The sequence below is a fragment of the Vannielia sp. ABF1_015 genome, assembly GCF_056160745.1.
Window position 1 is genome coordinate 760,306 of record NZ_JBSWXT010000002.1, and the last position, 18,616, is coordinate 778,921.

The 18,616-nt window shown below is 66.8% G+C and carries 19 protein-coding genes; 11 read left to right on the forward strand and 8 right to left on the reverse strand.

From position 1 onward, the window contains the following. Nucleotides 1-44: 44 nt before the first annotated feature. On the reverse strand, nt 45-1,697 hold the full coding sequence (locus ACXAG6_RS16055; RefSeq protein WP_475338805.1) for an ABC transporter permease: 1,653 nt from the start codon (nt 1,695-1,697) through the stop codon (nt 45-47). Nucleotides 1,698-1,828: 131 nt separating this feature from the next. Here ACXAG6_RS16055 and ACXAG6_RS16060 point away from each other — a divergent pair, with 131 nt between their 5' ends. Both ACXAG6_RS16060 and ACXAG6_RS16065 read left to right on the forward strand, forming a co-directional pair. Then, nucleotides 1,829-2,704: a hypothetical protein gene (locus ACXAG6_RS16060; protein ID WP_475338807.1), complete on the forward strand. Its 876-nt coding sequence runs from the start codon at nt 1,829-1,831 to the stop codon at nt 2,702-2,704. A gap of 115 nt (nt 2,705-2,819) precedes the next feature. Beyond that, nucleotides 2,820-3,893: a Hint domain-containing protein gene (locus tag ACXAG6_RS16065; RefSeq protein WP_475338808.1), complete on the forward strand. Its 1,074-nt coding sequence runs from the start codon at nt 2,820-2,822 to the stop codon at nt 3,891-3,893. Nucleotides 3,894-3,959: 66 nt separating this feature from the next. Here ACXAG6_RS16065 and ACXAG6_RS16070 read toward each other — a convergent pair whose 3' ends face one another. Then, on the reverse strand, nt 3,960-4,238 hold the full coding sequence (locus tag ACXAG6_RS16070) for a DUF2312 domain-containing protein (protein ID WP_140014886.1): 279 nt from the start codon (nt 4,236-4,238) through the stop codon (nt 3,960-3,962). A 102-nt stretch (nt 4,239-4,340) separates the two neighbouring features. On the opposite strand from ACXAG6_RS16070, the gene ACXAG6_RS16075 reads away from it, so the two are divergent. Further along, on the forward strand, nt 4,341-4,583 hold the full coding sequence (locus ACXAG6_RS16075; RefSeq protein ID WP_140014887.1) for a hypothetical protein: 243 nt from the start codon (nt 4,341-4,343) through the stop codon (nt 4,581-4,583). A gap of 27 nt (nt 4,584-4,610) precedes the next feature. Here the strand turns inward: ACXAG6_RS16075 and ACXAG6_RS16080 are convergent, their stop codons facing one another. Both ACXAG6_RS16080 and ACXAG6_RS16085 read right to left on the reverse strand, forming a co-directional pair. Beyond that, on the reverse strand, nt 4,611-6,497 hold the full coding sequence (locus tag ACXAG6_RS16080; RefSeq protein ID WP_475338810.1) for an enoyl-CoA hydratase-related protein: 1,887 nt from the start codon (nt 6,495-6,497) through the stop codon (nt 4,611-4,613). Between the two features lie 130 nt (nt 6,498-6,627). Beyond that, nucleotides 6,628-6,948 (reverse strand): TraR/DksA family transcriptional regulator, encoded by a 321-nt coding sequence (locus ACXAG6_RS16085; RefSeq protein ID WP_475338811.1) that lies wholly within the window; start codon nt 6,946-6,948, stop codon nt 6,628-6,630. A 128-nt stretch (nt 6,949-7,076) separates the two neighbouring features. Here ACXAG6_RS16085 and ACXAG6_RS16090 point away from each other — a divergent pair, with 128 nt between their 5' ends. Next, nucleotides 7,077-7,502, forward strand: a complete 426-nt coding sequence (locus ACXAG6_RS16090; protein WP_475338812.1) for a protein tyrosine phosphatase family protein — start codon at nt 7,077-7,079, stop codon at nt 7,500-7,502. Nucleotides 7,503-7,577: 75 nt separating this feature from the next. Here ACXAG6_RS16090 and ACXAG6_RS16095 read toward each other — a convergent pair whose 3' ends face one another. From ACXAG6_RS16095 to ACXAG6_RS16110, 4 genes are all read right to left on the reverse strand, one after another. After that, the gene (locus ACXAG6_RS16095) at nt 7,578-8,846 is read right to left on the reverse strand and encodes a FliM/FliN family flagellar motor switch protein (RefSeq protein WP_475338813.1); all 1,269 of its coding nucleotides are present in this window, start codon (nt 8,844-8,846) and stop codon (nt 7,578-7,580) included. Between the two features lie 112 nt (nt 8,847-8,958). Continuing rightward, nucleotides 8,959-11,649 carry an ATP-binding protein gene (locus tag ACXAG6_RS16100; RefSeq protein ID WP_140014892.1) on the reverse strand — a complete coding sequence of 897 codons (2,691 nt, stop codon included), beginning with the start codon at nt 11,647-11,649 and terminating at the stop codon, nt 8,959-8,961. Beyond that, nucleotides 11,639-11,992 carry a hypothetical protein gene (locus ACXAG6_RS16105; RefSeq protein ID WP_371706931.1) on the reverse strand — a complete coding sequence of 118 codons (354 nt, stop codon included), beginning with the start codon at nt 11,990-11,992 and terminating at the stop codon, nt 11,639-11,641. The genes ACXAG6_RS16100 and ACXAG6_RS16105 overlap by 11 nt, the downstream gene beginning before the upstream one ends. Continuing rightward, complete coding sequence (locus ACXAG6_RS16110) at nt 11,989-12,357, reverse strand: response regulator transcription factor (protein ID WP_140014893.1); 369 nt, start codon at nt 12,355-12,357, stop codon at nt 11,989-11,991. Before ACXAG6_RS16110 ends, ACXAG6_RS16105 begins: the two co-directional genes overlap by 4 nt. 201 nt (nt 12,358-12,558) lie before the next feature. Between ACXAG6_RS16110 and ACXAG6_RS16115 the strand changes: the two genes are divergently transcribed. The 7 genes from ACXAG6_RS16115 (at nt 12,559) to ACXAG6_RS16145 (ending at nt 18,584) form a co-directional block, all read left to right on the forward strand. Beyond that, the gene (locus tag ACXAG6_RS16115) at nt 12,559-13,731 is read left to right on the forward strand and encodes an ATP-binding protein (protein ID WP_475338815.1); all 1,173 of its coding nucleotides are present in this window, start codon (nt 12,559-12,561) and stop codon (nt 13,729-13,731) included. Further along, nucleotides 13,728-14,132: a response regulator gene (locus tag ACXAG6_RS16120; RefSeq protein WP_475338816.1), complete on the forward strand. Its 405-nt coding sequence runs from the start codon at nt 13,728-13,730 to the stop codon at nt 14,130-14,132. Before ACXAG6_RS16115 ends, ACXAG6_RS16120 begins: the two co-directional genes overlap by 4 nt. A gap of 132 nt (nt 14,133-14,264) precedes the next feature. Further along, nucleotides 14,265-14,657, forward strand: a complete 393-nt coding sequence (locus ACXAG6_RS16125; RefSeq protein WP_475338817.1) for a DUF2177 family protein — start codon at nt 14,265-14,267, stop codon at nt 14,655-14,657. An 83-nt stretch (nt 14,658-14,740) separates the two neighbouring features. After that, nucleotides 14,741-15,139, forward strand: coding sequence for a DUF5071 domain-containing protein (locus tag ACXAG6_RS16130; protein WP_475338819.1), 399 nt, complete (start codon nt 14,741-14,743; stop codon nt 15,137-15,139). Between the two features lie 182 nt (nt 15,140-15,321). Next, entirely contained in the window at nt 15,322-16,992 is a 1,671-nt protein-coding gene (ctaD, locus tag ACXAG6_RS16135; protein ID WP_475338820.1) for a cytochrome c oxidase subunit I, read from the forward strand. Nucleotides 16,993-17,172: 180 nt separating this feature from the next. Continuing rightward, nucleotides 17,173-17,664 (forward strand): DUF2244 domain-containing protein, encoded by a 492-nt coding sequence (locus tag ACXAG6_RS16140; protein ID WP_475338821.1) that lies wholly within the window; start codon nt 17,173-17,175, stop codon nt 17,662-17,664. 8 nt (nt 17,665-17,672) lie between these two features. Next, nucleotides 17,673-18,584 (forward strand): hypothetical protein, encoded by a 912-nt coding sequence (locus ACXAG6_RS16145; protein WP_475338823.1) that lies wholly within the window; start codon nt 17,673-17,675, stop codon nt 18,582-18,584. The last annotated feature ends 32 nt before the right edge of the window (nt 18,585-18,616 follow it).

Here is an 18,616-nt window from a genome sequence, read left to right on the forward strand (position 1 = left end):
ACTCGGCGGCTCGATAGCGCGGAGTTTTGCGCGGTGCAAGCCCCCTAGCGGTTCGCGCGCGCCAGAAGCATCACCGCGGCGAGGCCGGTGGCGCAGATCATCAGCGCGGGCGGGGCGGCTTGGGGCAGGTGCTCCAGCGAGGCCTCCTCATAGACCCGCACCGCGAGGGTGGAATAGTTGAACGGGCGCAGTAGCAGCGTGGCGGGCAGCTCTTTTACGCAATCGACAAAGACCAGCAGCAGCGCGGTGCCCACCGAGGCACGCATCAGCGGCAGGTAGATGGCGGCCAGCACGCCGCGTCGCGTGCGGCCCAAGGATCTTGCCGCGAGCGGGATGTTGGGCGAAATCCGGCCAAAGGCGGCATCCGCCGCGCCCTGTCCGATGGCAAAGAACCGCACCACATAGGCAAAGACCAGCGCGGCCGACGAGCCCGTCAGCAGCAGCCCCGGGTCCCATCCCGTCAGCGCCAGCACCGCGTCGGCCACGCGATGGTCGAGCGCGGCGAGCGGCAGCAGCACGCCCACGCCCAGCACCGCACCGGGCGCGGCGTAGCCCAGCGTCGTCACCGGCAGCAGCGCCCGTGGCAGCGCGTGGCCCGAGAGGCGCACGCCGTAAACCATGAAAAGCCCTGCCGCCACGGTCAGCACCGCCGCCGTGCCGCCAACCACCAGCGTGTTGCCCAGCGCTTCCAGCAGGCGCGGGTCGAGCCAGTCGGCCCTTGGCCCCAGCCCATGGTGCACCATCACGCCCACCGGCAAAAGGAAGCCAAGCGCAAACGGCACCATGCACAGCCCGAAGGCCAGCCAGCGCCGCACCGGGCCCAACTCCTGCGGGGCCACGGGCCGCACGCCGCGCGCACCCTGATGCACCTTGGCCCGGCGGCGCGAGAGCCGCTCCAGTGTAGCCAGCACAAGCACCAGCGCGAGGATCACACAGGCCAGCTGCGCCGCACCGCCTGCATTGCCCGCTTCCAGCCAGGCCGAGAAGATGCCGGTGGTCAGCGTCTGCACCGCGAAAAACTCCACCGTGCCAAAGTCGCTCACCGTTTCCATCATCACGATCGCCGTGGCCGCGGCGATGGCAGGCCGAGCCAGTGGCAGACCGACCCGCCAGAACCGCGCGACAGGCCCCGCGCCCAGCGCCCGGGCCACCTCGTAGGCGCCCCCGGGCTGCTCGCGAAAGGCCGCGCGGGCCAGCAGGTAGACATAGGGGTAAAGCGAGGCCGAAAGCACCAGCACAGCCGCCCCGCGCGAGCGGATCTGCGGAAACCAGTAGTCGCGCGCGCTCTCCCAGCCAAAGGCCTCCCGCAGCGCGCCCTGCACCGGCCCGGCATATTCCAGAAAATCCACCAGCGCGTAGGCGCCCACATAGGCCGGCACCGCAAGCGGCAGAAAAAGCGCCCACTCCAGCCAGCGCCGCCCGGGAAAGCGATACATCACCACCGTCCACGCCGCGCCCGTGCCCATCGCCGCCGCCAGCGCCGCCACTCCCACCATCAACACCCCGGTGTTCATCAGGTAGCGGGGCAGCACCGTGGCCGCGAGATGCGGCCAGATATTCACCTTCGGAGCAAAGGCAATGACCACCACGGCGATGATCGGCATCAGCACCAGCGCGGCAATCATCACCGCGCCGGCCGACCATCCGTCAACCCGCCAGCGACGCGCTCTGCCCTGCCCTGTGCTTACATCCGCCATAATCGCTCCCTAAACCCCGTTAATAGCCCGTCTTATGGTGGTGGAAAGCGGTTTATCTGTGCAGAAAACCACCATATTGTGCGGCAACGCCGGGAGCGGTGAGGCAAAACGAGTAACAAGGGGACGATCCGATGCAGGTCGTGTACCACCTGGGCGCACATGGCACAGATGAAGACAGGCTGTTTCGCTGCCTGCTGAAGAACAAGGGCGAGCTTGCAAAGCTCGGCACCATGGTCTCTGGGCCGGGCCGCTATCGCCGTGTGCTGCGCGAGGCGATGAATGCGCTCAAGGGGCAGCCCGCCGGGGCGGAGCTTCAGGAAGACATGCTCGCCGCGGTGATTGATGAAGACCACGCCGAACGGCTGGTGTTTTCCAACCAGCAGTTCATCTGCGCCGCCCACTCCGTTCTGGCCGAAAACCGGATCTACCCGCAGATCGGCGAAAAGGCCCAGTGGATCCGCAACCTCTTTCCCGAGGCGCAGGCCGAGTTTCACATCGGCATCGCCAATCCGGCCACCTTCATTCCCGACCTCTTCGGGCGCTGCAAGGAAGAGGATTTCTCCGCCTTCATCGCTGGCGTCACCCCAACAGACCTGTGTTGGTCCGATACCCTCGCCACCCTGCGCTCCGCCGTGCCCGATGCGCGCATCGTGGCCTGGTGCAACGAGGATACCCCGCTGATCTGGCCCGAGATCCTGCGCGACATGGGCAATATTCCGGCCGACATGCCGATTCAGGGCGAAAACGACTTTCTCGGCACCATCATGTCCGAAGAGGGCCTGCGCCGGATGGAAAGCTACCTAGCCACCCACCCGATCAAGACAGCGCAGCAACGTCAGCGGGTGGTCACCGCCTTCCTCGACAAATACGCCCGCCCCGAGGCTGTCGAGGTTGAAATGGACCTGCCCGGCTGGAGCGAAGGGCTGGTGGAGGCCATGACCCAAGCCTATGTCGAAGACATCGAGCGCATCCGGATGATCGAGGGGCTCACCTTCGTCGCCCCATAACGCAGCGCCGCCGGCCCCACAATTTCCTTCGCATTTTAGCGATATCACCCAGCGCGGTTAACCAACCCTTCGGCAATGGCAGCCTATCCCCGGCATAAACCACCGGAGGGTGCCGATGCCGGTCACGATCAATGCGGTCGACCACGAGTTTGCCATATCCAGCGGGTCCAACGTCAACCACGGGCCCGGCACCTCCACGTTCGACTACCCGCCAAACTCCACCTCCAACCTCTCCATCACCTCCAATCAGGGCGATGACACGCCGTTCCAATTCTCGGTGGGAGATACCTATGATCTCTCCTACACCGGCAACAGCGGCGGCAGCACCTTGCAAGATGCGGTGGTGGTGCGCTCAGATTTCGTCGACATCAACGGCGATCAGGGCGGCGCGGTGGTGTTTCAGGGGCTCGACGACAATGGCGAGATCATTCAGGTGGTCTGGTCGCCCGATTTCGACCTCGAACAATGGTATTGGGACAATCACGATCCGCAGAACCCGCCGGGCTTCTACACCACCGATCAGGACGTGGTGCAGCAATATGGCTATGTCTGCTTCGGCTTCGGCACCCGCATCGCCACCGAGGATGGCCCGGTGCCGGTGGAGCGGCTGCGCGCGGGCCAGCGCGTGCTGACCCATGACAATGGCGCGCAACCGGTGATGTGGATGGGGCAAAGCCTCGTGCCGGGCCGGGATGACGCCGCGCCGGTGTGCTTCGCCGCAGGCGCCTTCGGCAACCCGTCGCCACTGATCCTGTCACAACAGCACCGGGTGCTCATGGCCGACCCGCTGGCAGAGCTGCACTTTGGCGCACCGGAGGTTTTTGTGCCCGCCCGCGCACTCGCCGGTGTTCCGGGGATCGAGCTCGTGAACGTCCACGAGATCGGCTACGCCCATTTCATGCTGCCCCAGCACGAGGTGATCGAGGCAGAGGGGCTGGCCTGCGAAAGCCTCTATTTCGGTGACATCGCCCGCGCCCGCCTCGGCTCCGCCGCCCAGCGCGAGATTGCCCAAATTTTCCCCGGCCTTCCCGGCAGCATGTCTCTCGGCGAAACGGGCACACAGCACGCCCTGCAACTCGCCCGCCCCACGCTCAAATTCTACGAGGCGCGCCTGCTGGCCTCGCTGATGTGGGATATTGACCTGCCCGCCAAGCCGCGCGCCGCCCTTCCCAGCTTCGTGGCGGCGTAACCGCCGGGGCCCGCGCATGAAAACGCCGCCCGGAGGCGGCGCAATCGCTCGGCGCGGAACGCCTGCTCACATACCAAGCGCCTGCTTGTACATGTCCAGCACGGCCTCTTCTTCGGCAATATCGTCGGGCTCGCGCTTGCGCAGCGCAATGACCTTGCGCATCACCTTGGTGTCATAGCCCCGGCCCTTCGCCTCGGCCATCACCTCTTTCTGCTGTTCGGCGATGTCCTTCTTCTCCGCATCTAGCCGCTCGAACCGCTCGATGAACTGGCGCAGCTCGTCGGCCGCCACGCGGTAGCTGCCGGGCGTGCCGCCCTGATCGCCACCGGTATCAACGTCGCTCATGTGAAACTCCTTCTGCCTCGTTCTCATTCTTGGCCACGGCGCCCTGAGTAGCGGCGCGCAGCGCGCTTGAAAAGCCCCACCGCGCGGTGCTACCTCGCGCCCATGGAACAAACCGCCCCCTCGCTCGATCTTTCGCTTCTCGTCTGGCCCGGTGCGCTGATCGCCCTGCTGGGTATCATCGCCATCCTCGCCTGCGTGCGCTCGGTCATGAAGGCACGCAACGCCGGGCTCTCCAACGAGGAGATGGTGGCGCATATGCAGAAGATGGGCGCATGGAACATGGCCGCCCTCGGCGTCTCGGCCATCGGCCTCGCGCTGATGGTGATGGGCCTGCTGCTCGGCTGAAGCCGCAGGTGGCAGGCAGCAGGCGCCCTAAAGGTCGCCCCAGCCCAACCCGTTCTTCACCATCTCGGCAAACTGCGGGGCCGGGGCCCATAGCGCCTCACCGTGGCTCTCCGCCCGCGCCTTCAGCTCTGCCTCCACCCGCGCCAGCCCGCGCGCCTGCGCCCAATGCATTGGCCCGCCCTCATGGCGCGGAAAGCCCTTGCCCGCGATCATCGCCACATCCAGTGCCGCCGCCGTTTCCACCGCGCCCTGCGCCAAAAGCAATGCCCCCGCATTGGCCATCGCAAGGCAAACCGGCGCGATGATCTCTTCCACCCGCCACGCCGCAAGGTCGGCCCGGCCCTCATCGGCATAGGGCGGCGCATCAAATCCAAACCCCGCCCAGGCCGCGTTCATCTCCTCCGCGCTCGCCTCGCCCCGGGCCACCATGTCCTCCGCCGCGGCGCGGCCTGCCGCATGGATCAGCCCGGCCACAGCAGGCTCGGCCCAGATCGCGGTGATCCCCAGCGCCCGTGCCAGCCCAAAGCCGCGCGCCACCGCTGCGCCACCGGCCTCCGGCAGCGCACCAATCTCCAGCAGCCCGGCGCGGTGCGCAGGCCCGTCAAAGCGCAGCGCGGTGAAACGGTCGCGGTGTTCCAATGGCACCGCCAGCGTCTCCAGCGCCGGGCTGCGGGCACTGGTCGCCAGCACCGGCTCCGGCCCCAACAGCTCCGACAGCCTCGCCAGCAAATCGCCCTTCAGGCCGCTCTCGTCGGGCATGGTCTCCACCACCACCTCGCAGCCCTCCAGCCCGGCTTCGCCGCCACCGTTCGTCACCCGGGCCACCGCCGCCGCGCCCGCCTCGGCCCGCATCCGCCCGGCCTCGACCTCGCCGTCAAAATGCGCCTTCACCCGGCCAATCGCGGCCTCCAGATGCGCCTCGTCCTGCTCCATCAGCCGCACCTCGACGCCCGCCGCAGCCGCCGCCACCGTCAGCGCCGCCCCCCGCGTGCCGCCGCCGACAACCCCGATCCGGCTCACCGCAACGGGAGCCTCGCCGCCCAGCCGCGCGGGCCGCGCCACGCCGCGTTCGGCAAAGAACACATGGCGCAGCGCCGCCGATTGCCGCCCCTCCCGCAGCGCCTCGAAGGCCTCCAACTCATAGGCAAGCCCGGTCTCGAAGGGCAGCAAAAGCGCGCCCTCCACACAATCAATCACCCGATGCGGCGCTTCCAGAACGGCGCGGGCCGCGTCGCCCTCCAGCGCCGCGCGGGCGCGGGCCACGGCGGCCTCATAGCCGAGCGGGTCCGAAAGCCCCTGCCGCGCATCGCGGGTTCGGCGCGGGGCCACGCCGTCTTCGCTCTGCCCGAGTTGCCGGGCAAGCTGCACCGTGGTTTCGGCAAGGTCGCCCTCCACCACGCCATCCACCAGCCCCAGTTTCTCCGCCGAGCGCGCGCCCATCGGCTGTCCGCTGAGCATCAGCCGCAGCGCCGCCTCCGCGCCGATCAGCCGGGGTGCGCGCTGGGTGCCGCCACCTCCGGGCAGCAGGCCCAGCTTCACCTCCGGCAACCCCAGCTTCGCATCCGGCGCGGCAAGGCGAAAGTGGCAGGCCAGCGCCAGCTCCAGCCCACCGCCCAGCGCCGCGCCGCGAATGCCCGCCACCACCGGCTTGGTGCAATCTTCGATCCGGGTGTAAAGCGTGCCAAACCACGGGTCTTCCCCGGGCGCGTCAAACTCCGCAATATCCGCCCCGGCCGAAAAGTTGCGCCCCGCCCCGACAATCGCCAAGGCCGTCACCTTCGGGTCGGCCTCGGCGATCTGCACCGCTTCCCAAAGCCCGCGACGCACCGCCAGCGATTGCGCGTTGACAGGCGGCGCGTCGATCACGATCCGCGCCACGCCGTCCTGCACGTTGAGCTTGACCACTGAGCCCATTGGCTGCCCCTTCCCCATCATCATCCCGCCGCCGCCTGCCCTGCGGCTGTCTTGCATCAAAGCCGCGCCCGCGGGGAAAGACAAGCGGGCGCGCGGGTTTAGGGCCGCTCAGCCGCGCGCCCGGCGCGGCTCACCTCGCGCAAGACTTGCAGAAGGGCGTATGCGGCAACAGGTCGAGCCGCTCGGCAGAAATTTCGCCCCCACATTTGGTGCAAAAGCCGTAGTCCCCCGCTTCGATCCGCGCCAGCGCCGCCCGGATCGCCGCCATTTCGGCCTGCCCCTGCACGCCCTGCCCTTCCAGCACCTCGTCTTCCTCGTGTTCCACCGCCAGCTCTTCCCAATCGGGGCTGTTGTGGCTCACCAACTCGTCGCGAATTTCGTGCAGGCGGTCGTCCAGCTCGGTCAGGCGTGTTTCCAGCGTCGTTTTGCGGGCAGAGATCGGGGTGGTCATCACATGCGCTCCTTGCATCATGGCATCTTGTCATCGCCAAGCCTAAGGCGCTGGAACGCGGCGCTCATTGAGGTATATCAAGCCCGGGGGCGACAAAGGTCTGCCCCCCGATGCAGAAAGGACAGCCCATGGACCCTCGCCAGCTCACCCCGAAGCTTTCCGTCTCGCCACAGATCGCGCCCGAGGAGGTCGAGGCCATCGCGGCAGCCGGGTTCACAACGATCATCTGCAACCGCCCCGATGGCGAAGTGCCCCCCGGTCTTCAGGCGGCCTCGGTTGAAGCCGCAGCGCAGGCGGCCGGGCTGGCCTTCGTGCTCAACCCGGTGGTGCATTCCTCGATGACCCCCGATGTGATCGAGCGTCAGCGCGTGGCCATCGAAGAGTCGCCCGGCCCGGTGTTCGCCTACTGCCAGTCCGGCACCCGCTGCACAGTGATCTGGATGCTGGGTGCTGCACCCACAACGCCGCCCGATGAGCTCATCGCCACAGCCGCTCGCGCCGGCTACGACCTCGCCGCGCTCGCCCCCCGGCTCGACGCCCTGCACCAAGGCTAACTGCCCGGGCCGGGCGCGCCGCCCTGCGCTCGCCTGCATCCTCGCGGATCCCCGGTGCAACACCGCGCCAAGGCGTCACGTTCCGGTCAGATCCCCAAGGTCATCTATCTCGGGCAACCCGCCTTCCCCCGCGCCGCCGCCCGCGGGCAATTTGGGCAAGTCGCCATCCAACTCCGGCAAATCCGGCAGCTCCCCCTCCAACTCCGGCAAATCGGGCAACGCGTCCACCCCGGCCAGTTCCGGCAACCCGCCCGGCTCGTCCATGCCACCGAGCTCCGGCAGGTCCGGCAAATCGGCCAGCGGATCGGTCTTCGGCATGTCGGGCAGCGCGTCCGGCAGGTCATCCATACCGGCCAGCTCGGCCAGCTCCTCCGGCGCGTCATCCATCAGCGCCATGGCCGCGCCAACCTCGTCCTCCACGCCGTCGCCCTCTGCGCCCGCCTCCGCGATCCGCACCGCCCTCACCCCACCGGTCTGCCCCAGCTTGCCTGTCGCCACAGCCGTGCCATCGCCGGTTTCCAGCGTCATCGCCCCAATCGCGCTGGCGGGCAGGGTCAGCGTGTCGCCCGGCGCAAGCTCCAGCACCTCGGCAATGCTGCGCTCACAGCGATGCAGCACCGCCGAAAGCACCACCTCCGCCTCCATCACCTGCGCCTCGATCCGACGCTCCCAGGCGGCGCGGGCATCAGGATGCGGCATCTCCGCCCCGTCCGCGCTGCGGGCGGGCCGCCCCTCGGGCGCGCGGCCCTGTGCGGGCAAAATGAGCTTGCCCGCCCCCTTGCGCGCGCCCATCCCCAGATCGAGCGCAAAATCGAGCATCCGGTAGGGCTCATCCTCCAGCATCAGCCCAAGCGGGCGGGCATCGGGGAGGTGGCAGGAAAAGGCAAAACCGCTCAGCCAGCTTGCCTCCGGGGCCTCGGCATAGGTTTCGGCCACCGCCCGCAAAACCGCGTCGATCCAATCGGCGCACAGCGCGGCATCGGTGCGGGTGGGTTTGCGCGCCGTGGGCGAGCCTGCAGCAAGCGCGCCAGCCGTCTGCTGCTCGATCAACGCCCCCATCAGCGCATTGTCGAGCACCATAACGCCCTGCGCCTCCTGCGGGCCTTCCAGCATCGCATAAAGCCCGTTTTCCGGCAGTTCATCGAGCAGTTCGGCCAGCGACCTTGTGACCTGCCCGGTGCTCTCGGCGGCAACCACAAGCTCCATCAGCTTGTCGGAGACGCGCGCCATCGCAAGGCCCAGCGCCTTTTGCACAGGGGGGAGCCCGGCCACAGCAAGGGCCGGGTCGGGCGCGCCAGCCTCCAGTTTGCGGCGCAGCACGAGCTCTCGTGGTGTTTCCGTCATGGCTCCATCGGGCGTGGCCCGGCGTCACGCGGGCATTTGGGCCGTTCTGACATGGCGAGGTTTGAAATTGGTTAACCCCGGCTTGATTTCGCCGCAGAAATTCGCCCGCCCCTCAGGCCGCCCGCCCGGCCCGGCGCGCCATCGGCAAACGCGCCCGAAAGGCCGCGCCGCCCTTGCCCGGCAAATAGGCCACCTCGCCGCCCAACCGCACCATGATCTCGCGGCAGATCGCCAGCCCAAGCCCGGCCCCGCCCGCCGCCGAAGTATCTGTCAGCCGGGCGAATTTCTCAAAGATGATCTCCCGGCTCTTCGCCTCGATCCCCGAGCCGTTGTCGATGAAATCCACGGTCAGCCAGCTGCCGTCATCGCCGCTTTCCTCGCCCACCTCGATGCTGAGCTCCGGCTTCGGCGCATCGCAGTATTTGGCCGCATTGGCGATGAGGTTGATGAACACCTGCACCAGCCGGTCGCCATCGGTCACCAACTCCCGCGCCTCCCGCGCAGGCGTGCGATGAATCGCCAACCCCTCCCCCGCAGGCGAAGCCGAGGCCACGGCCCTGTCCAGCAAGGCGCTCAACTGCACCGGCTCAAGGTTGAGGCTGACCTGCGCGTTTTCCATCACGCCAAGGTCGAGCAGATCATTCAGCAAGCGGGTGAGCCGTCGCGCCTCGTCATGGATGATCCCGGCAAACTGCGCCTGCTCCTCCGCCTCCAGCCCGCCGCCCTTCAAGAGCTCGCTGAACGAGCGGATCGAGGTCATCGGCGTGCGCAGCTCATGGCTGATCTGGCTCAAAAAGGCATCCTTCTGGATGGACAGCTGGGTGAGCTTTTCGTTGGCGTCCCGCAGCTGGCGCGCGGTGCGGGCCAATTCGTCAGACTTCTGCTCAAGCTGCGATGAATATTCCAGAATCTGCTGCGCCTCATCGGCCACCCGCATCAGGTCTTCCACCAGCACCGAAGAGCCGCCGGCAAGCTGGCCTACCATCGCATGGGCGGTGGCCGCACCCACCGAGCCAGCCAGCTCCCGCTCCACCTGGCTCAAAAATTCTGGCGTGATGTCAGGCAGTTGCCCGGCCTTCCCCTGCGCCTCCGCCTGCCGCCGAAACAGCGCCTGCGCCTCGCTCGCCCCAAGGATCCGCTGCGCCATCATCAGCATGTCTTCGGCCTCCGCGCTCCCCCGCGCCCAGCCCCGCGCGCCCATCGTATGCGCAAATACGTTCACCACCTGCGCCGACTGAAGCCGCTCCAGCGGGCCGGGGAAGCTGGCCAGCGACACCACCAGAAACGCCAGTGTGTTCAGCCCCACCGACCAGAACAGCGAATGCACCAGCGGGTCCATCCCCTCAATCGAGAACAGCGCGCGCGGGCGCAGCCATTCCAGCCCCAGCGGCCCCTCGGCAAGCACTGTGGCGCTGATCGGCCCGCCCGGCCCGAAGCTGGGCAAAAATAGCGTCCAGGCCCAAAGCACAAAGCCGGTCACAAGCCCCGCCATCGCGCCCTTCCGCGTGGCCCCGCGCCAAAACAATCCGCCGAGCAAGGCGGGCAGCGCCTGCGCCACCCCGGCAAAGGAGATCAGGCCAATCGCCGCCAGCGCCTCCGAGCCACCCGACACCCGGTAATAGAAGTAGCCCAGCAGCAGCACCCCCGCGATCGAGATCCGCCGCGCCGTCAGCACCACCGCCCGCACATCGCCCGCCACCGTCGCCGCGCCCACCTGCTGGCGGCTGAGCCAGAGCGGCATGACAATGTGGTTGGAAACCATCGTCGAAAGCGCAATCGCCGCCACGATCACCATGCTGGTGGCGCTCGACAGCCCGCCAAGGAAGGCCAGCATCGCCAGCCCGCCCTTGCCCTCACTGAGCGGCAGGGTCAGCACGAAGAGGTCGGGGTTGGAGCCCGCCGGAAGGCGCTCCAGCCCCATCACCGCAATCGGCACCACGAAGAGCGACATCAGCATCAGGTAAAGCGGAAACGCCCAAGAGGCTGTGGCCAGATGCGCCTCGTCCGAGTTCTCCACCACTAGCACCTGAAACATCCGCGGCAGGCAGAGGATCGCGGCGGCGGACAGAAAGATCAGCCCCGCCCAGCGGCTCGGGTGCAGGGGCCATTCGGCCATCGGCGAGGCGTCGATCTGCGCCAGCATATCGCCTACGCCCCCCGCCATGCCCCAAACCACAAAGATCCCCACCGCCAGCAGCGCCACCAGCTTCACCACGGCCTCCACCGCGATGGCGGTCACAACGCCATGGTGGCGCTCGTTGGCATCAAGGTTGCGCGTGCCGAAAAGGATGGTGAACAGCGCCAGCCCGCCCGCGACCCAAAGCGCATTGCGGGCCGAAAGCGCCTCCTCCCCCGAACTCAGCGCAAAGACCTCAAGCGAAAGGGTGACGGATTGTAGCTGCAAGGCAATGTAGGGCGTGGTGCCGATCACCGCGAGCAGCGTCACCAGCACGCCCAGCACGTTGGATTTGCCGTAACGGTTGGAGATCAGGTCAGCAATCGAGGTGATCCGCTGTGTGCGCCCCACCCGGACCAGCTTGCGCAGCACCAGCCACCAGCCGGTGAGCACCAGCGTCGGGCCGAGGTAGATCGTCAGGTATTCCAGCCCCGAGCGGGCGGCGTAGCCCACCGCGCCGTAAAAGGTCCATGCGGTGCAATAAACGCTGAGCGACAGCGTATAAACCATCGGCGAGCGCAGCCACCGCGGCATCCCCCGCTGGGCCCGGCGCTCGGCGAGGAAGGCAACAAGGAACAGAAAGCCCACGTAAAGGAGCGAGACCGCAACGAGCAGATTAAACGCCATCGTCCCTCTCGTCGCCGGTTCCCGGCGGCAGCGGGGCCGAAAGCCGCGCGGCCACCAGCGCGGCCACCACGATCAGCAACACCCAGACCCCGAAGAGATAGAGCACACCCACACGGGTCTGCGGCCCGGCGCCCTGCCCGATCCAAAGCAGCGGAAAAAGCACCAGCATCAGCCCGACAACCGGCAGAAGGCGGGCAGCATCCATCAGACGACGGCGGCGATAGGTCTGCCGGGCGAGAAACAGCGGAATATCCTCGCCATCCACACGGTCGGCAATGTCGATGAGCCTGCGCTCCGGGGCGGCCTGCCCGGCCCCCTCCCGCGCCTCCTGTTCCGCGCTCATGCGCCCGCCAACTCGCGCAGGCAATCCAGCACTTCATCGTTGGAAAAAGGCTTTGTCATGAAGCGGTTGGCCCCAAACTGCAGGGCCAGATCCCGGTCTTTCCCCTGCCCCTTCGCGGTGAGCATCAGCACCGGCAGCGCTTGGGTGGCCGGGTCAGCCCGCAACTCGCGCAAAATGTCGAACCCCGATTTGCCGGGCAGCATCACATCGAGGATCATCACATCCGGGCGCACCCGCGCCACTGCCTCCAATGCGCTGGCTCCGTCCGAATGGGTATCCACGCGCCAGCCATCCCGGCTCAGGATGAACCGGATCGCCTCAATGATATTCGGCTCATCTTCTACCAAAAGAACTCGCTTGCCCAACCGAGCTCCTCCCCAATTGCCCCGCGTGCAGCACGGCCATCTTATGACACCCTATCGGCGGGACTGTCAAAACACCGCGCCCCGGTCCTCCCGCCTGCCCTGCCCCCCGGCCACACTGGAAGAAACGCCCCGTTAACACCTGTGGAGATATCAGGGCATCGCCAGCGGTGGCACGTGAGAGACGGAGCGATAAAGACCACAATGCACTTCACCCTTGAAGAACTCGGCCTGATCGACGCGCCTGCCGAACAGGAGTTCGACAATCTTTGCAGCCTCGCGTGCGAGCTGCTCAATGTGCCCGCCGCGCATGTGTCTGTCGCCGATTTTGCCAACAAGCGGATTTTCTACAAGAGCCAGCAGGGCCACCCCGAGGCGCTGGTGGAGGCCCGCGAGTTGCCAATGGATCTGACCTACTGCCAGCACGTTGCGCTCACCCGTGCGCCCGTTGTGGTGTCCGATGCACGCGAGCACCCTCTGCTCAAGGGCACACCGGCCCAGACCGAGGGGCAGCCGCTGGCCTACCTCGGCATCCCCATCGAGGCACCGGGGCGCAAGGTGGTCGGCGGGCTCTGCATGATGCAGCCCGATGTGCGCCAATGGTGCCCGACCGAGGTTGATCTGGCCTCAAAACTCGCGGGCTGCGCCTCCGACCTGATCCGCCTGCGCACCGCCGTACTCACCAGCGAGCGCCTGCGCAGCGAGCAACGCGACTTTACCTATGCCCTCTCTCACGACCTGCGCTCACCCGCCAATACCGTGCGGATGATCATTGATGAGGTCAGCCTCGAAAAGAGCCTGCTCAGCCCCGATCTGCAAGATCTGCTGACAATCGCGGAGGGCACGCTCGATCGTATGGGGGTGCAGATCGAGGATGTGTTGTCTTACTCCCGCACCCTCTCGGGCGAAGTGGGGATGCACCCGGTCAACCTGAACACCATCCTCGAACATGTCCTGCATGACCTTCAGGCAGATATCATCAAATCCAAGGCCCGCATCCAAAGCGGACCGCTGCCCACTGTCCACGGTGAAACCACCCAGTTGCGCGCCCTCTTGCAGAACCTCGTCAGCAATGCCCTGCGCTACACCCGCCCGGGCCACCCGCCGGTGATCCGGATCAGCAGCGGGCGCGACGCCGGAGATGGCCACCATCTGATATCCGTCAGCGACGAAGGGATAGGCATCCCGCCCGAGCATCACACCCGGATATTCGAGCTCTTCAGCCGGTTGCAGCTTCGTGAGAATTACGAGGGCACCGGGATCGGGCTCGCCCTCTGCCGCCGCGTCGCCGAAAACCACCTTGGCTCCATCGCGGTCTCTTCCGATGGGGAGACGGGCACAACCTTCACCTTGCAACTTCCGGAGCGCAGCGCATGACGGCACAGCAAAGTATTCCGACGGTGATGACAATCGACGACGACAAGTTCGATCAGCTGCTCTACCGCCGCATCATCCAGCGCTCCGGCCTCGTCGGCAAGCTGATCAGCTTTCGTATGGCCGAAGACGCGCTGGATTATCTCAAATCCCAGCAGGACGCCCCGGTTGATGTCATCTTCCTCGATATCAACATGCCCCGCATGACCGGGTTTGAATTTCTCGAAGCCGCGCAGAAGGAGTTTGGCGAGGCCTTCGCCAAGAGCATCGTCGTCATGCTGACAACCTCGCTGGACGAGCGCGATGTTGCCCGGGTGCGCGATTTCACTGTGGTCAAAGACTTCCTGCAGAAACCTCTCAAGGTCGAACACCTGGAAGACATAGCACACCGGTTCTGCGCCTGATCCTCCCCCGGCCCTTGCACAGGCCACGCCGGGCCGCGCCCTCCAACACCGCCACCAGCGCCCCCCTCGCCCTACTCGCAGCCGCTCCGCGCCCTATCTTCCGGTGCCACACCCAAAACCCGCGGAGCCCAGATGACCCTATACGCCGTCACCGCCCTCATCTTCCTCGCCGCCGACGCGGTGATGCTGACCCTCGTGATGAAGCCCCTCTTCACCCGCCACCTCGGCGACGCCATGCGCGACGGGCCGCTGCTGGCGCCCGCCGGGCTGTTCTACCTCGCCTATGTCGCCGGCCTCGTCTTCCTCGTCTCCGCCCCCGCGCTGCGCGATGCCGCGCCGGGCCGCGCCTTGCTGCACGGCGCGGTGATCGGGGCCATGGCCTATGGCACCTATGAGTTCACCTCCATGGCGATCATGAAAGATTGGTCCTGGGCCATGGTGGCAACAGACACCGCATGGGGCGCCGTGCTCACCGGTGTCTCGGCCTGGGCCGGGGTGGCGCTTATGCTGCGGTTTCAGGGGTGAGCGGCTGGCGGCTTCCTGCCGCCCGCAGTGGCCTGCCCCCGGCCCCGGTTGCGAGGCGGCGGCGCAGTTCATAACTGGGGCGGATGGACCTTTCCGCCTGCATCCCCCGCGACAAGCACGATACCGACGCCGTTCAACGGGCCGCCGCCGCCATCCGCGCGGAGCCCCGCAAAATCGCACCGGTCCTCCCCGAGCTGCTGGAGTGGCTGCAAGATGCCAACTGGCCGGTCGCCAAGCCCTTGGCGGCCTGCCTGCGCAATGCGGGGCCCGAGCTGCTGCCACCGCTACGCCGAATTCTGAACGGCAAGGACGGCCCGTGGAAATACTGGGTGATCGAGCTTCTGGCCGCGCAGCTTCCGCCCGACCTCCTCGCCGGGGTCCGCCCCGATCTGGCCCGACTCGCCCGCGCGCCCACCACGAACGACCGCGTCGAAGAGGTCCACCTTGCGGCACGCGCCGTGCTGGCCGCCGCCTCGGCCTGACTGGCTGCGCAAAAGGCAGCCTTCGCGCCAAAATTCCGCCCCCTGCGACGGTTTGAACATTGCCGTCCCTGAATACGTTGCCTAAAAGCGGAGCCTGAAGGGAGAGCCGGGCCGTGCTGCGCGACGCATTGGCCCATGTCTCGACCGCTCGGACAAACTACGCAAGCCGGGAGGCAGCACCTATGGCGGACGCCACCGTTCACGGTCACGACCACGAGGACAACCGGTCCTTCTTCACCCGTTGGTTCATGTCGACCAACCACAAAGACATCGGGATCCTCTACCTGTTCACTGCCGCGGCGGTCGGGTTCATCTCGGTGGCCTTCACCGTCTACATGCGGATGGAACTGATGAGCCCCGATGTGCAGTTCATGTGCATGGAAGGCTCGCGGCTGATCCCCTCCGCCGAGGAATGTACGCCCAACGGCCACCTCTGGAACGTGCTCGTCACCGCCCACGGCATCCTGATGATGTTCTTCGTGGTGATTCCGGCGCTCTTCGGCGGCTTCGGCAACTACCTGATGCCGCTGCAAATCGGCGCGCCCGACATGGCGTTCCCGCGGATGAACAACCTCAGCTACTGGCTCTTCGTCACCGGCACCCTGCTGGCCGTGGCCTCGGTGCTCTCGCCGGGCGGCAATGGCCAGCTCGGCTCGGGCGTCGGCTGGGTGCTCTACCCGCCGCTGTCGACCAATGAGAGCGGCTACTCGATGGACCTCGCGATCTTCGCGGTGCACGTCTCCGGTGCCTCCTCGATCCTCGGCGCGATCAACATGATCACCACCTTCCTGAACATGCGTGCCCCCGGCATGACGCTGTTCAAGGTGCCGCTGTTCAGCTGGTCGATCTTCGTCACCGCCTGGCTGATCCTGCTGGCCCTGCCCGTGCTCGCCGGTGCCATCACCATGCTGCTGACCGACCGGAACTTCGGCACCACCTTCTTCCAGCCTTCTGGCGGTGGTGACCCGATCCTGTACCAGCACATCCTGTGGTTCTTCGGACACCCGGAAGTGTACATCGTGATCCTGCCGGGCTTCGGCATCATCTCCCACGTCATCGGCACCTTCGCCCGCAAACCGATCTTCGGCTACCTGCCGATGGTCTGGGCGCTGATCGGGATCGGTGTTCTGGGCTTCGTCGTCTGGGCGCACCACATGTACACCGTCGGCATGTCGCTGACCCAGCAGAGCTACTTCATGCTGGCCACCATGGTGATCGCGGTGCCCACCGGCATCAAGATCTTCTCCTGGATCGCAACCATGTGGGGCGGCTCGATCGAGTTCAAAACCCCGATGCTCTGGGCCTTCGGCTTCCTCTTCCTCTTCACCGTGGGCGGCGTCACCGGCGTCGTGCTCAGCCAAGCCGGCATCGACCGCGCCTATCACGACACCTACTACGTCGTGGCGCACTTCCACTACGTGATGAGCCTTGGGGCGGTATTCACAATCTTTGCCGGGATCTACTTCTACTTCCCCAAGTTCACCGGCCGGATGTATTCGGAGACAGCAGGCAAGATCCACTTCTGGGCCTTCTTTATCGGTGCCAACATGACCTTCTTCCCCCAGCACTTCCTGGGCCGTCAGGGCATGCCGCGCCGCTACATCGACTACCCCGAAGCCTTCGCCTTCTGGAACCACATCAGCTCGATGGGCGCCTTCCTGTCCTTCGCCAGCTTCCTGTTCTTCATCGTCACGATCATCTACGCGATGCGCAAAGGCGCGCCCTCGCCCGCGGCCAACCCGTGGAACGAGCACGCCGACACGCTGGAGTGGACGCTGCCCTCCCCGCCCCCGGAGCACACCTTCGAGATCCTCCCCAAGCAGGAGGAGTGGGACAAGGTGAGCCACCACTGAGGCGGCGCGAGACGAAAATCAAAGGCCCCGGCATCGCGTCCGGGGCCTTTTGTCATCTGGGCATGCCCCCGTAGGGTGGGCAATCTGCCCACCACACCAAACACGACCACCCCGAAGCTCACATCCCAACGAACGGCCAAACACCACAGCGCCGTCCCCCACCGCAAACAGGCTGGCCCCATGCCTCATAGCTGGCAAACACCGCCCCCCGAAGGCTCCCGCGCCGCGCTATCGGCATGGCCCCACCGCTCCCTGCCGAAGGTGGGATTCGTCTGGTTCATCGGCGGCACCGCGGCCCTGCTCTGCGTGCCCCTCATCCCAGCCATCGGCACCCCGGTCCTCTGGGGCCTCCTGCCCTTCATGCTGGGCGTGCTCTGGCTGCTCTACTTCCTGCTGCAAAAAAGCTACCGCGACGGCGAAATCCTCGAAGAGTTAACCATCTGGCCCGACCGGCTGCTGCTCACCCGACAAAACCCCAAGGGCGCGGCCCAGAGCTGGGAGGAAAATCCGCATTGGGTCCGCGTCACCCTGCACCGCTCCGGCGGGCCGGTGCCCAATTACGTCACCCTCTCCGGCAAGGGCCGCGAGGTTGAAATCGGTGCCTTTCTCAGCGAAGACGAACGGGTCGCGCTCCACGCCGAGCTCGCCGCCCTTCTGCCCCTTCGGGACTGATCTCACATATGGCCCAAGCCCCCGCCACGCCCAAATGGAAACGCGCCGCACTCCGCGCCGCCGCTGCGCTCTCCCCCGCACTGGCGCAGGCGCTCAGCCCCGCCCCCTCCGAGGCGGCCGCGCTTTCGCGCCGGGGGAGCTTGCGGCAGCCGCCTGCATCACCCGAGGTGGTGTTCCTGATTCCGCTGGTCGGCAAGCATCACGTGGGCGACTGGCAGGCCGTGGAGGCACGCCTGCACGAAACCCTCGCCAGCTTCGCCGCCCAGACCGACGGGCACTGGCGTGCCCTCATCTGCGGGCAAGATGCACCCGCGTTGCCGCCAGAGCTACAGGACGATCCCCGCATCACCTTCCTGCCCTTCACCGAAGCCGTGGAGGGCAACGACAAGTGGCACAAGCTCGCCACGCTCTGCCACGCCCTGCCCGCGCACGGGCCGAGCGATGGCTATGCCATGCCCTTTGATGCCGATGATCTGTTGGCCGCAGGCGCGGTGGAAGAAATGCGCCGCCGCCGCAGCCCCGGTGGATATCTGGTTGAAAGCGGCTGGCTGCTCGATGCAGGCTCGGGCCGCTTTGCCCGCGCCACCCGCCGCAGCCTCGCGAGACCGGGACAAAAGCCGTTCTGGAAGCTCTGCGGCTCCTGCGCCGCCTTCCGTTGCACCCGCGATCCCGGCGACGCGGCCTTCATCGCCGCCGCCACCGCGCATGAACACCGGATGTTTCCCTACCTCGCCGCCCTCGCCGGGCGGCCGCTCGCACCGCTGCACCAACCCGCCGCGCTCTATATCCTGAACCACGGCGAGAACTTCGGGGCGCGACGCGGGCGGGTGTCGTTCAAGGCCCGTTTCGTAGAGAGATTCGCGGTAGATGAGGAAAGCGTGGCGCGGATCAGGGCCGCATTCCCAACGCTCGGTGCCTGAAGCAAGGGGCCGTAGGCTGGGCAATCTGCCCA